Origin of the sequence: Flavobacterium sp. UBA5153, assembly GCA_002413745.1 — a bacterium.
Taxonomy (GTDB): Bacteria; Bacteroidota; Bacteroidia; order Flavobacteriales; family Flavobacteriaceae; genus Flavobacterium.
Genome location: DHXP01000041.1, coordinates 10,366 through 23,771, shown reverse-complemented (window position 1 = coordinate 23,771; position 13,406 = coordinate 10,366). Strand labels below are relative to the sequence as shown.

Sequence of the window (13,406 nt, the reverse complement as noted above, 5' to 3'; positions counted from 1 at the left end):
CACAACATCTGCCGGTTTTGGAGGTGCAGGTAAAATTGTTGCACTTTTGTTTGCTGTACATCCGTGTGCATCCGTTACATTATAGGTATAAGTTCCAGCTGCAAGGCCAGTTGTAGCAGGGTTTCCTGCAGCATAAGTATATGCACTTGTTCCGCCTGTCGTACTCAACGATACAGATCCTGTACCCCCGAAGCAACTGATTTGTGTTGGTGTGGCTGTCAATACTAAAGCATCCGGCGCAGAAATAGTCAGGTTAGTAGTTACAGTACATGAGTTAGCATCTTTTACCGTAACTGTATAAGTTCCAGCTGCAAGACCTGTAGCTGTTGCCGTTGTTTGAATAGGTGAGGTATTCCATGAATAAGTATAAGCTCCTGTTCCTCCTGTTGGGGTAACAGTTGCCGTTCCATTACTACCCCCATTACACGACACATTTGTCGAAGAAGTAGTTGATTGAAGTTCATAGGGAAGAAATATTTGTATTGGTGATGTATTACTTATGTTACCTTTAGAATCAGTTACTGTTAATGTAACCGTTTTTGTTCCTCCAGTGGCAGTGTAATTGTGAAGTGGACTTGTTGTTGTAGAAGTAGGACTTCCATCTCCAAAATCCCATACAGAGCTATAAGGAGCAGTTCCCCCATTTGTTGTATTAGTAAATTGAACTGCTGAAATGGTTCCAGTTGTACAAGGTGTAGTGTTTGTAAATTGAACTGCCAAAGGTGCCGTGAAAACAGTTGATGCTCCGAATTCACATTGTGAACTAGAATAAGTTTTACAATCATAAGAGGTACTTTCTTCCATAGTTTTGTTCCCCTTTAACCATACTGTTAATATATTTGAAAATGACAAAGTTTGGCCACATGTCCAAGTAACCGTTTCAGTCGTCAATTTTATTTTTCCAGCAGCAGGCAATGTACCTAAATACTTATTAATATCTATCGGATCAGCATCCCCAATTTTTAATGTGGCAAATAACCTGGCATTTTCAACATCAACTGCTTGTTTTTTAGTGTAATTCATCCAGATAGTCACTTCATAATGATCTTCACCAGCTTTACAAGTTGGAACAACCTCTTCAAGAGGAGTGCCATCATCAATAGTTGCACTAAGAAACACATTTTGAATGGTTACATTTCCAGAAGTACAATTATAATGGGGGTTACAAATTCTTAAATCTGGTTGATCAGAGGTAAATTGCGAATAGGCATTACCAACGAACATAAAGAAAGTCAATAGCAATAAAACTCTTTTTGTAGTTATAAAGAGGGGAGTCCGAGATATAAAAAAATTGTTTCTTAGGTAAACAATTAGATTTGAGGTATTTTTTTTCATATGCCATTAACTTTAAATTATTAAATAGTTTTAAATACACAATTTTGTAAAGATTTGTATTGAAGCATTTTATGTGGCTAAACTAACAACTATGTTCATATATTTGTATTTTTTTTCTATGAACAACCTAAAAACTCGTTGAAGAGATGTTTTTGTCTCATCTATACAACTTTTAATGCACTAATAATTATTTTTTAATTTTATTTCAATGAGTTTGCTTAATATATAATGATTCTTTATTAATTTATGATTTTTACGATTTAAATTCCCCTTTATTATTTCTATACCAAATTAAATTTTGAATTTAACATCTTTAAAAAAAACATAGATAAAAGGCATATTTTATAGATAAAGTGCACTTTTATCAATTAATACAAACATAATACTACAAAAACACACTACCGTTAGTATTTAATTTTTGTTGTTAAGATTCATTAACAAATGCATTATCACAATTTGAAACCCAGTAATCTTCATATTTACCAAAAAATAAACTGTTAATTAAAATCCAATAAAAAAGAATCAATCAAGACTTTATTATAATTTTGAAATTATAAAATGGGTTTTTTCTTTGAATTAAATATTTGTGTAAAAATATTTTGTAAATTGTAACTACAATTTAAATAGATTCAAAGCCCATATAGAATAAATATTCCAAGACATGAAAAATCTAATACTAATACGACACGCGAAATCTAGCTGGGATTCCCCTTTAAATGATATTGATAGGCCCTTAGGTCAAAGAGGTATTAATGATGCACACCTAGTGGCCGCCAATTGTATCAACTTTATACCTTCGGTCTATGTAATGTGGAGTAGTTCAGCAAAAAGAGCTTCGGAAACCTCTCTAATCTTTGCCCAAAATATTTTATATCCCATTGAAAGTATCGTTTTTAAAGAGGAACTTTATACTTTTGATGAAAACCAATTGGAAAAAGTTATCAAATCATGTAGTAATATTTTCGAAAGTATCATTCTTTTTGGCCATAATGAGGCAATTACAAATTTTGTTAATAAATTTGGAGATATTTTTATTGACCATGTTCCTACAGCTGGATTTGTAGCACTACAATTTGAAACCGATAACTGGGAAAAAATTAATAAAGGCAAAACTAAAAAAACAATATTCCCTAAAAAATTAAAATAAAAATAGTGCATAAATATAAATATATAGATAGAGAAAAAAGTTGGTTAACCTTTAATGCAAGAGTTCTTCAAGAAGCAGCAGATGATTCAGTACCACTATTAGACAGGTTACGTTTTCTAGGTATTTTTTCCAATAATTTAGATGAGTTTTTCAGGGTTCGTTTCGCAGCTATCAGAAGATTGAGTTTGTCTGGCATATCTGGCGAAAAATTGCTTGGCGGAATTTCGGCCCATCAATTGTTGAAAGATATCATCGAAATTGTAATTCAACAACAATCCGAAAGTTTACGAATATTAAATATCATTGAAACCAAACTAGAAACTGAAAATATATTCATTGTCCATGAAAATGATATTTCAAACGAGCAGGAAGTTTTTCTGAAAGACTTTTTTACCCAAAAATTGAGTCCTGAATTAGTCACGATTATATTGAATGATTTAGCCGAATTTCCAATATTGAAAGATTCCATTGGCTATTTGGCCATAAAATTGGTGATGAAACGAAATTCAGAAATTCGTTACGCAATGATCGAAATTCCAAAGACAATCAATCGATTTGTGGTTTTACCTTCAACTGATAAAAAACAATATGTTATCCTGCTTGACGATGTGATAAGACATAATTTGAGCAGCATTTTCAATATTTTTGATTATGAAAGTATTTCGGCACACATGATAAAAATCACACGGGATGCCCAATTAGATATTGATAGTGATTTGAGCAAAAGTATGTTGGAGAAAATTGCGACAAGTGTAAAAGACCGTAGAATAGGAGAGCCCGTTCGTTTTATTTTTGATCAGTTAATAGATAAAGATACTCTCGAATTTTTTCTGTATAAAATGAAAATTGTTTCCAAAGACAGTATTATTCCTGGTGGCAGATACCATAACAGACGTGATTATATGAATTTTCCAAATCTTGGAAGATTCGATTTACTGTACAAAACTAATATTCCATTGCCTATATCAGGGTTAAATCTCGAGGGAAGTATCTTAGAAAAAATCAGCAAGAAAGATTATTTATTAAATGCACCCTACCAATCTTTTTCCTATCTCACCAAGTTTTTACGAGAAGCGGCACTTGATCCCAAAGTGACTTCTATCAAAATTACTTTGTATCGCCTGGCGAAAAATTCACAAATCGTAAGTTCACTTATAAATGCTGCCAAAAACGGAAAAAAAGTAACTGTTCAAATCGAATTACAAGCTCGTTTCGATGAAGCTTCAAATATTTCTTATGCAGAGCAAATGCAAACCGAAGGCATCGAGCTTATTTTTGGAATAAAAGGACTAAAAGTGCATAGTAAAATATGTGTCATCGAAAGAAATGAAAATGGAAAAATAAAACGATATGGTTTTATTTCCACAGGGAATTTTAATGAGGTAACGGCAAAAGTTTATACAGATGTTACCCTTTTTACAAGTCACCAACAAATTCTAAAAGATATTTCAAAAATATTTGAGTTTTTTAATATTAATTATAGGTTATATCGATACAAACATCTCATTGTTTCCCCACATTATAGTCGATCTCGATTCTATAAAATAATCGATAGAGAAATCACGAATGCATTAGAGGGTAAAGAGGCTTTTATAAGATTGAAAATGAATAGCTTGTCTGATTTTGATATGATAGACAAGTTATATGATGCCAGTAATGCAGGAGTAAAAATACAGCTTATCGTAAGAGGTATCTGTTCCTTAATTCCGGGAGTTAAAGGAATGAGCGAAAACATAGAAGCCATTAGCATTGTAGATAATTATCTGGAACATTCCAGAATCTACATTTTTTGCAATGCCGGGAACACCGAAGTTTATATTTCCTCGGCCGATTTTATGACTCGAAACCTCGATGGAAGAGTTGAAGTGACTTGCCCAATTTATGACCAAGAAATTAAAAATGAATTGATTGATAATTTTAATTTGGGTTGGAAGGGAAATGTAAAAGCTCGCTATCATTCTGATAAGTTAGATAATAAATACAAAGTTCGCAAAGAAAAGGAACCTATTTTCAGGGCACAATTGGAAACCTATAACTATTATCAAAACAAGGCAGAAGAGTTTGAAAAAATTATTTAGTCGTTTAGAAATCACAAAATTCATCAAAAACCCTAATTAATATTACCAAAAACAATTAGAGGAATCAACCAGAATATGATTAGAATAAAAAAATATGCCGCGATCGATATAGGTTCAAACGCTATGCGTTTGTTAATAACAAATATTGTCGAGCAGGACGGAAGAGAAACTCAATTCAACAAGAGCTCACTAGTTCGTGTCCCCATTCGTTTGGGGCAAGATTCCTTCACCGTTGGTGAAATTTCACAAGAGAACATAGAAAGAATGAGCGATGCGATGAAAGCTTTCCGTCTTTTGATGAAAGTGCATAAAGTCGAGAAATATATGGCTTTTGCCACTTCGGCGATGCGAGAAGCCAATAATGCCCATGAAGTGGTAGATTTTATCAGTAAAGAAGCCGACATCAAAATCGAAATTATTGATGGAAAAAAAGAAGCCGCAATAATTGCTTCAACAGATTTACACCACTTATTAAAAACTGACAAAACCTATCTTTATGTTGATGTTGGTGGTGGAAGCACCGAATTTTCTCTTTTTTCCAATGGAAAAATTGTTGTTTCAAAATCATTCAAAGCGGGAACTGTTCGATTACTGAACGAAATGGTAAGGGATATTGTATGGAAAGAAATGGAAAAATGGGTTAAAACAAATACCCAAGACTATGACGAAGTTACGCTTATAGGTTCTGGCGGAAATATCAATAAGTTATTCAAAATGTCGGGAAAACTTCAAGACAAACCCTTGTCGTTCATTTATTTGAATTCACAATATGCATTATTAAATTCACTTACTTACGAGCAAAGAATCTCGGAATTAGGACTGAATCCCGATCGTGCCGATGTAATTATACCGGCAACACAAATCTATCTCAATGCAATGAAATGGAGTGGTGCCAGAAATATTTACGTTCCTAAAATAGGTCTTTCGGATGGTATTGTGAAGGCAATGTATTATGGGAAGATATAGTTAGTCATTGCGAGTTCCGATAGTTATCGGAACGAAGCAATCTTATTTGTAAACTATCAACAGATTGCGTCATTGCGCGGAACTTCATTCGCAACGACTAACTTTTAAATATCCAAATCGAAAGTCTTTTTCAATAACTCTAAATTGGGGTTTATTTCGTTCAATCTATTGTATTTGTCCAAAGCCGTGAAAGCAAATTTATTCTCGACACTTTCATTTACAACGACTTCAATTACAATATCGTGATTGTGAAGTTTGCCTCTCAAATAGCCTAAAAGTTCATTTTTTTCGGTTTCAAAATCTATCTTGGAACCATCGTTGGGTAATTCGTGAATAATGGTTGTTCCCTCTAACTTTGGGTCACTTATTAATAAAAGCGATTCCATTATTTTGTGTCCTTTATCGCTTAATCGCTGTGCATATTTGCTCCATTGCAACAGCATTTCAGTTTCTGTGAAGGCTTCAGTAGGTAGATGGACTTCTTCTTTTACAAATCCCTTAGTGCTTTCCAGTAGTTCTCTTTTGGCACGAATACTCGAAATAGAGAATGCCGAAACTTTAGGTTCCTCTGAAAGGTTTGGGGTTACGGTCCCGATAGCTATCGGGATTGGGTTTTGGGTCGTAACCTGATTATTAGGTACGGTATTTTCTAATTCAACTTTTGGTTCTTCGGCAGCACTTTCAATTTGAACATTGACTTTCTCATTACTTTCAACTTTCGACTTTTGACTTTCGACAATTGAATAATCAGTTCTCCTAAAATAAGTGGGCGGAATTATAAATTTGTCAACTTTTTTTTTTCTCCATCAAAGGTGATGGAGGCCAATTGCATCAAGCAAAGTTCAACGAGCAGTCGCTGGTTTTGGCTGACTTTGTATTTCAAATCACAGTCATTGGCAATTTCGATTCCTTTCAACAAGAAATCCTGTGACGCCTTTTGCGATTGTATGGCGTATAATTTTTGGGCTTGTTCACCCACTTCCAATAATGATAAAGTGGAAGGCGTTTTGGATACCAATAAATCCCTGAAATGCGTTGCCAGTCCAGACACGAAATGATGCGCATCAAAACCTTTGGCAAGAATATCATTGAAAGCAATCAACAATTCCGGGATTTTATTTTCTAGAATCAAGTCGGTTACCGTGATATAGGTTTCATAATCCAACACGTTCAAGTTTTCGGTAACGGCTTGACGGGTTAAATTACTACCACAATACGAAACTACTCTGTCAAATATAGACAAAGCATCACGCATCGCGCCATCTGCTTTTTGGGCAATAATATGCAAAGCATCGTCTTCGAAATTTACTCCTTGGCTATAAGCGACTTCGGCAAGATGTTCCTTGGCATCTTTTACGGTGATTCTTTTGAAATCAAATATCTGGCAACGAGAAAGTATCGTTGGAATTATCTTGTGTTTTTCGGTCGTGGCCAATATAAAAATGGCGTGTTTTGGCGGTTCTTCCAATGTTTTCAGGAAAGCATTAAAAGCTGCAGAAGACAACATATGAACCTCATCAATAATATAAACCTTGTATTTTCCGGTTTGTGGCGGAATCCGAACTTGGTCAATCAAATTCCTAATGTCGTCCACAGAATTATTTGAAGCGGCATCCAATTCGAAAACATTGAAAGCAAAATCCTCATTGGGATCGTCATAACCGGGCTGGTTAATTTTTCGGGCAAGAATTCTGGCACAAGTTGTTTTCCCGACACCACGAGGTCCCGTAAACAATAGGGCAGAAGCCAGGTGATTGCTTTCTATGGCATGCAATAAAGTGCTGGTAATGGCTTTCTGTCCCACAACATCATTAAATGTTTGTGGACGGTATTTACGAGCCGATACTACAAATTGTTCCATAGATTTTTATTCGAAAGCAAATATAGGATTTTTGTTGATTTGTTTATTCGCTAATTTGTTTATTTGAAGAAAATCTTTTCCTTGTCAAAAGAAAAATAAGGATTGAAAACAATAGCATATTGATAATCAAAGAAATGATTAAAACTTTATCATAGATTATTTTGTACTTATAAAAACTGAGATGAAAGTTCAAAAAAGACTAAGTTCTACATTGTTGATCGCTTCCTTCGATACATAACTTGGCTAAAACAGTTGCCGCTTCACTTTCCGAGTTTGCCGAAAATCCAGCAACATAAACACCTCTTTCACCAGAATTTGAGATTATGCCATAAACTACAGCTTCCTCGCCTGGGTCAGTATCACCTTCGTAGCGGTATACGTGTTTTATTTCATAATTATGTGGATTTTTTTTAATGTTTTCATCTTGAAGATTAAAATCGAGGGTATAACCATTTTTGTTTAAATCATCTAAAGCTTCGGCAACGGTAGAATAATGATAGGTAGGTTTCATAATAAAAAATTTACAGTTATCGCTTAAAGGTAACTATTTTATTATTAGTAAGTTGTGAAAGAGTTGTTAAAGTCAGGTATCGAAATATTGGAAACCTTGTTAATTATAGTAAATTTGCCCCGCAGACCGCCTTATCGCCGCGATTTATCGGGGAGGAAAGTCCGGACACCACAGAGAAGCATAGCGGGTAACTCCCGTCGGTCACGCCCAAAAGCGTGATTAGGACAAGTGCAACAGAAAGTATGTACAGGTAATGCTGTAGTGAAACCAGGTAAACTCTATGCGGTGAAATTTCAAGTATATCGGCATTTAAGGGTTCTCGCCCGTTGTCGAAGGGTAGAAAGATGGAGCACGTGAGCAATTGCGTGCCTAGATAAATGATAAGGCTCCGATTTATCGGAGACAGAACCCGGCTTATAGGTCTGCATTTTTTTAATTTTTTGATATAATTTTTTTTGTAAATTTGAAATAAAAAATAAAATGGACATTCAAACTTCAAAAATTGAATTGGTAAAATTGATATTAAATATCGATAATACTGAATTTATCCAGAAAGTTAGTGATTTTATAAAAAATGAAAAATCTGATTTTTGGAATGATTTAAGTTATGCCGAACAAGTTGAAATCAAAAAAGCAATAGAAGATTTAGATAAAGGGAAAAGAATTGAGTATTCCGATTTTTTGAAAAAAATTTCTTGATGAATGTATATTTATCAGAACAAGCCGAAATTAAACTTTTACAACTTAATGACTATTTACTTGAGAAGTGGAGCGTAAAAGTTAGAAATGAGTTCATTGATAAGCTTACCAAAAAAATAAACCAAATTGCTTCTCAGCCAGAATGTTGCCCACAGTCAAAAGATTTTCCGGGATTATTCAAATGTGTAGTTACTAAACAAACCACATTTTATTACAGACTTTTGTTTGATAAAAATGAAATTGAGATTATTACTTTATTCGACACTCGACAAAACCCCAATAAATTGAATAAAGAAATTTAGAATTTAAACGAAAAGGTAAACTATTCCTCTTCAGAACCATCAAATAAGTCTTCATCCTCAATTTCTTCTTCATTTGATTTTCCAATTTCGAAAAAACTGAAGATGGAACCACCGTAACTTTTCTTGAAATAAAAATGAATCATGTGATCGAGTTTCGTGTATTTTGAATGCTCAATTATCATCATTCCGTCTTCTTGAAGCATATCTTTTTCGAAAACCAGCAAGATAATTTTTTCGAATGTGGCTTGATCCAAAGCATAAGGAGGATCGGCAAAAATAATGTCGTAACTTGCTTTATTTCGTTCCAAAAACGTGAAAACATCACTCTTGGTTGCCGCAATGTTAAAATCATATTCACTAGCGACTTGCTTGATGAATTTTATGCAACCAAAATCAGCATCAACCGCGGTAATTGGCGTACTGCCTCGTGAGGCAAACTCGAAACTGATATTTCCGGTTCCCGCGAATAAGTCAAGCACTTTCAATCCTTCAAAATTAAAATGGTTGTTCAAAACATTGAATAATGCTTCTTTGCTCATATCGGTTGTGGGGCGAACGGGAAGTCCTTTTGGCGGAAAAATGCGTCTTCCTTTATATTTACCTGAAATGATTCTCACGATTGAAATAAAATAAAATGTTTCTGGTTTTGGGCAGTTGAAAAGCTATTGTTTTTTTGAAAATCGGAAACATCAAAAATGGACACATTCCGAATATATTTATAAGCCAATTTATAGAATTCATCCTCTTCGGCAATGGTTCCCAACAATTCGAGCTTGAAATTCTCTGGATTCATATTCAATTGTTCGGCAGTAAAAAGCAAATAGTAAAGAAAGTCTTCCGGCGTTTGATAATCGAAAGAATTGAATAAATGCAGTTTCTGGTTTTGAACTACAATAATCTCAAAATGACCAGGATTAAAATTCACGATCATCTTTTTGTCGTCATTGTTTTTGGACGCATCCAAAAGTTTTGTTACCAGAATACTGTTGGCGTGTTTGTAATCGAAAGAACCAAATTGGTCAATAAAAAAATTATTGATATTCACATACGGAATGTAAACCGCATTCATTTGATAGTTGGGAATTTCGTCGAAGTCAAAAAAATCCGTGTCGAAAACCTTGGTGTTGTATTGCAAATAACTTCCCAGAAAGTTCTCGTCAAAAAGGGGTTCAGGAACAAATGTGGAAAGATTATTGTTGTGAATCACCAATATTTCATCATAAGAATCCTTCAATTCCGGATTATCCCGAAAAGCATCGGCAAACAACTCTTCAATTTTTGTTGCTTTATGAAACATATCAAAATGAACTTCATTCAATGCAACAATTGTGTTATTGAGCGTGTCAAAAACACAAAAAGAAAGCCCGGTCAAGGAAACTTGAATGGATAGCTTTTTGTATTTTTTTTCGGTAATGTTAGTGTTAATCGACATAGTTGCAAACTTACAAATTAAAAATTCAATGGCAATGTCAATTGCAAAAATCAATGGCACTAATTGAAAATTGAAATTGCTAAAAATGTGACGTAGGCACTAAATATTGGTAGAAAAGATTTTATTAGGTGTTTTGTGTGCCGTAGGTACACGACTTTAATCGTTTTGTTGCGTACCTACGGCACGCTTTGTCTTTTATTAATACTATTGCTACCAATATTTAGTGCCTACGGCACAAAAAAACTAATGTGTTTATCCTGAAAAATCAATGGCAATAATTGAAAATTGAAATTGCCATTGCTATTGAAATTGAAATTGATTTTTGCCTTTGCCCTTGAAAAAAATCTTTACTTTGCAGTCAAATATCACTAAATGAATTCCTCCTTGTTTTATAGCCTTTTACAGAAAAAATTTCCTTTTAAGCCCACTTATAAGCAGGATGTCTTTTTTCAAAAAATCGCTATTTTCTTGACCGAAAAAGATAACAACACGATTTTTGTCCTGAAAGGGTATGCTGGAACGGGGAAAACGACCGTGATTTCGACTATCGTGAATAATCTAATCGACATCAATAAAAAGTATGTTTTGTTGGCGCCAACAGGTCGTGCTGCCAAAGTGATTGCCAATTATTCGAATAAACCGGCTTTTACGATTCACAAGAAAATCTACTTTCCTAAGAAATCTTCTGGCGGTGGCGTTTCTTTTACTTTGCAACAAAACAAGCATACCAACACGATTTTTATCGTCGATGAAGCTTCGATGATTTCGGATACGAATTCTGATTCCAAGTTATACGAAAACGGTTCTTTGCTCGATGATTTGATTTCCTATGTATATTCCGGAACCAACTGCAAAATGATTTTTCTGGGCGATACGGCGCAATTACCTCCGGTGAATTTGGATATTAGCCCGGCTTTAGACATTCAAACTTTGGGATTAAATTACAATAAAGAAGTCGAACACATCGAGTTGGACGAGGTAATGCGTCAGGAAGAAAACTCCGGAATCTTGTACAATGCGACCGAACTTCGGGAATTGTTGAAGGATTCTTTCATCGATGAGTTCCAATTTGATCTCAAGAAATTCAAGGATATTGTCCGTTTGACCGATGGTTACGATATTCAGGATGCCATCAATTCGGCCTACAGCAATTATAGTATTGAAGATACGGCTTTCATCGTTCGGTCGAATAAAAGAGCCAATCAATACAATGAGCAAATTCGCTCTAAAATATTGGATAAGGAAAACGAATTGTCAACGGGAGATTTTTTGATGGTGGTGAAAAACAATTATTTCTGGCTAAAAGACTCCGATGAAGCGGGTTTTATTGCCAATGGCGACATCATTGAGGTTTTGGAAATTTTCAACATCAAGGAATTGTATGGCTTCAATTTTGCCAAAGTAAAAATACGAATGGTCGATTATCCCAACCAGATTCCGTTTGAAACCGTCCTTTTATTGGACACCATTAAAAGCGAATCTCCTTCCTTGACTTACGAAGAATCCAACCGATTGTATCAGGAAGTGTTGAAAGATTACGAGGGCGAAACCAAGTTCAAGCAATTTCAGAAAGTAAAAGCCAACGAATATTTCAATGGCCTGCAAGTTAAGTTTTCCTATGCGATAACCTGCCATAAATCGCAAGGAGGACAATGGAATACGGTTTTTATCGAACAACCGTATTTGCCTGATGGCATCAATCGAGATTACATTCGTTGGTTGTACACGGCGATGACAAGAGCCAAAAATAAATTGTATTTGATAGGCTTTAAGGACGAGAGTTTTGTGGAATGATGAGCAAATGACCGCCAACCAATCAAAAAGACACAAGTTTTAGAATAATCCCTTCCGCCTTTAAAAACATACGCTGCAACTTTTATTAGCTTTATATTTTGATAAGACTCCATTTCTGTGATAAATATACTGATGGATATATAATAAAATAAAAATTATATAATTGGACATACTAACTTTACCCGCATAAAAGGAAGCGTGTGCTCTACTAAACTTTTTGTCAAATAACCGAATTAGTGCGTATTAAATAATCACTAGTAATCAGAGTATTCTGTTGGGTATAAAAAAGTGATGTCTATATGGGACACATTATTTTTGTATTTTTCCATAGCGATTAGCGATTTCCATTCTGGAGAACTAGAAAAGGCTTTCCAGTGAGCATCTCGACTTTCCTGATTGGCATAAGTTGTCATATACATAAGATTTGGCATTTTGGTGCCCGAAATTACTTCTGCATAAAATACAGCATTACATCCAAGACGGTTAAAAAGCTTAATTTCTCCTCCGGCATTAAACATATCTACTTTGTTTTTATAATAAGCTTCGGTTGCTGATTCATAACTTCTTAATTCATAAATTCTATTTGCTCTTGGACCGTCTAATTTTGATGGGATTAAAATAGGATGGTCAGGAAACGCTTTCAGTAAGATAGATTCGATACGTTTGTAAGGAGGTTGTTTATAAGAAGAATTCAAATAATCAGCTCCTGCGGCTAAATAAGTTTTGTCCCTAGCAAGTTTTTCATCAAGACTTAAAAATTGTGACATTGATGAAAAGGGAATTAAAACTATAATTTTTTTTATGGAATCGTTTTCATTTTTAATGGGTTTAAATACACCAATAGCTTTAATTCCTAATTTTTTTAGACTTGGAATAAAAGCTTCTTTCAGATATTTATCGGTTGTTTCGACCTGCTGATCTGATTTTAAGATATAGGTTTTGAGCTGGTAAAATTCGCGTTCAACTGCCACAGATTTTGTAGCAATAATTGAATTGGAGGATGTTTTTGTAAAGCTGCTAATAGTTAAAACTAAAACTATTAAATAAAGGGAACGTGTAATTTTCATTTTTATACTATTTAAATTGAACAACTTGAAATTATTTTTTTGTTAAATATAATACTTTATTTGTAATACGATTTGATTTCTATAAATTTTAAAAAGCTATTTCAATATCAAGGTTCAATTTTAGCCAATAAAAATTGCTGCTTTTTATACCATTACTCATTATATTTTGGTCCAATCGTTCTGGTGTAATGCCGCTGTATATTTCATTTAGTTC

The 13,406-nt window shown here is 34.2% G+C and carries 13 protein-coding genes and 1 other RNA gene; 7 read left to right on the top strand and 7 right to left on the bottom strand.

The features are described from left to right. A partial coding sequence (locus tag B2145_RS08800; RefSeq protein ID WP_291101114.1) for a PKD domain-containing protein occupies positions 1 to 1,242 on the bottom strand: 1,242 nt, incomplete at its 3' end. A gap of 754 nt (positions 1,243 to 1,996) precedes the next feature. On the opposite strand from B2145_RS08800, the gene B2145_RS08795 reads away from it, so the two are divergent. From B2145_RS08795 to B2145_RS08785, 3 genes are all read left to right on the top strand, one after another. Then, positions 1,997 to 2,482, top strand: coding sequence for a SixA phosphatase family protein (locus B2145_RS08795; RefSeq protein WP_291101110.1), 486 nt, complete (start codon positions 1,997 to 1,999; stop codon positions 2,480 to 2,482). Between the two features lie 5 nt (positions 2,483 to 2,487). Beyond that, the gene (ppk1, locus tag B2145_RS08790; protein WP_291101107.1) at positions 2,488 to 4,560 is read left to right on the top strand and encodes a polyphosphate kinase 1; all 2,073 of its coding nucleotides are present in this window, start codon (positions 2,488 to 2,490) and stop codon (positions 4,558 to 4,560) included. 75 nt (positions 4,561 to 4,635) lie between these two features. Further along, a complete protein-coding gene (locus tag B2145_RS08785; protein WP_291101104.1) occupies positions 4,636 to 5,526 on the top strand; it encodes a Ppx/GppA phosphatase family protein in 891 nt (296 codons plus the stop codon). A gap of 104 nt (positions 5,527 to 5,630) precedes the next feature. On the opposite strand, the gene B2145_RS08780 is transcribed toward B2145_RS08785, so the two are convergent. From B2145_RS08780 to B2145_RS08770, 3 genes are all read right to left on the bottom strand, one after another. Beyond that, on the bottom strand, positions 5,631 to 5,912 hold the full coding sequence (locus B2145_RS08780; protein WP_291101101.1) for a DNA polymerase III: 282 nt from the start codon (positions 5,910 to 5,912) through the stop codon (positions 5,631 to 5,633). A gap of 389 nt (positions 5,913 to 6,301) precedes the next feature. After that, positions 6,302 to 7,387: a DNA polymerase III subunit gamma/tau gene (gene dnaX / locus B2145_RS08775; RefSeq protein WP_291101098.1), complete on the bottom strand. Its 1,086-nt coding sequence runs from the start codon at positions 7,385 to 7,387 to the stop codon at positions 6,302 to 6,304. A gap of 199 nt (positions 7,388 to 7,586) precedes the next feature. Continuing rightward, the gene (locus B2145_RS08770; protein ID WP_291101096.1) at positions 7,587 to 7,898 is read right to left on the bottom strand and encodes a hypothetical protein; all 312 of its coding nucleotides are present in this window, start codon (positions 7,896 to 7,898) and stop codon (positions 7,587 to 7,589) included. Positions 7,899 to 8,016: 118 nt separating this feature from the next. Here B2145_RS08770 and rnpB point away from each other — a divergent pair. The 3 genes from rnpB (at position 8,017) to B2145_RS08755 (ending at position 8,899) form a co-directional block, all read left to right on the top strand. Next, an RNA gene (gene rnpB, locus B2145_RS08765) (RNase P RNA component class A) lies at positions 8,017 to 8,331 on the top strand. Positions 8,332 to 8,378: 47 nt separating this feature from the next. Next, positions 8,379 to 8,597: a hypothetical protein gene (locus tag B2145_RS08760; protein WP_291101093.1), complete on the top strand. Its 219-nt coding sequence runs from the start codon at positions 8,379 to 8,381 to the stop codon at positions 8,595 to 8,597. Further along, entirely contained in the window at positions 8,597 to 8,899 is a 303-nt protein-coding gene (locus B2145_RS08755) for a type II toxin-antitoxin system RelE/ParE family toxin (RefSeq protein WP_291101090.1), read from the top strand. Before B2145_RS08760 ends, B2145_RS08755 begins: the two co-directional genes overlap by 1 nt. 20 nt (positions 8,900 to 8,919) lie before the next feature. On the opposite strand, the gene B2145_RS08750 is transcribed toward B2145_RS08755, so the two are convergent. Together B2145_RS08750 and B2145_RS08745 are read right to left on the bottom strand one after the other, a co-directional pair. Further along, complete coding sequence (locus B2145_RS08750; protein WP_291101087.1) at positions 8,920 to 9,516, bottom strand: RsmD family RNA methyltransferase; 597 nt, start codon at positions 9,514 to 9,516, stop codon at positions 8,920 to 8,922. Beyond that, positions 9,513 to 10,331, bottom strand: a complete 819-nt coding sequence (locus B2145_RS08745; protein WP_291101085.1) for a DUF3822 family protein — start codon at positions 10,329 to 10,331, stop codon at positions 9,513 to 9,515. Before B2145_RS08745 ends, B2145_RS08750 begins: the two co-directional genes overlap by 4 nt. A 372-nt stretch (positions 10,332 to 10,703) precedes the next feature. On the opposite strand from B2145_RS08745, the gene B2145_RS08740 reads away from it, so the two are divergent. Next, positions 10,704 to 12,125 carry an ATP-dependent DNA helicase gene (locus tag B2145_RS08740; protein ID WP_291101082.1) on the top strand — a complete coding sequence of 474 codons (1,422 nt, stop codon included), beginning with the start codon at positions 10,704 to 10,706 and terminating at the stop codon, positions 12,123 to 12,125. A gap of 254 nt (positions 12,126 to 12,379) precedes the next feature. Here the strand turns inward: B2145_RS08740 and B2145_RS08735 are convergent, their stop codons facing one another. Further along, positions 12,380 to 13,192, bottom strand: a complete 813-nt coding sequence (locus tag B2145_RS08735) for an NIPSNAP family protein (RefSeq protein ID WP_291101079.1) — start codon at positions 13,190 to 13,192, stop codon at positions 12,380 to 12,382. Between the last annotated feature and the right edge of the window lie 214 nt (positions 13,193 to 13,406).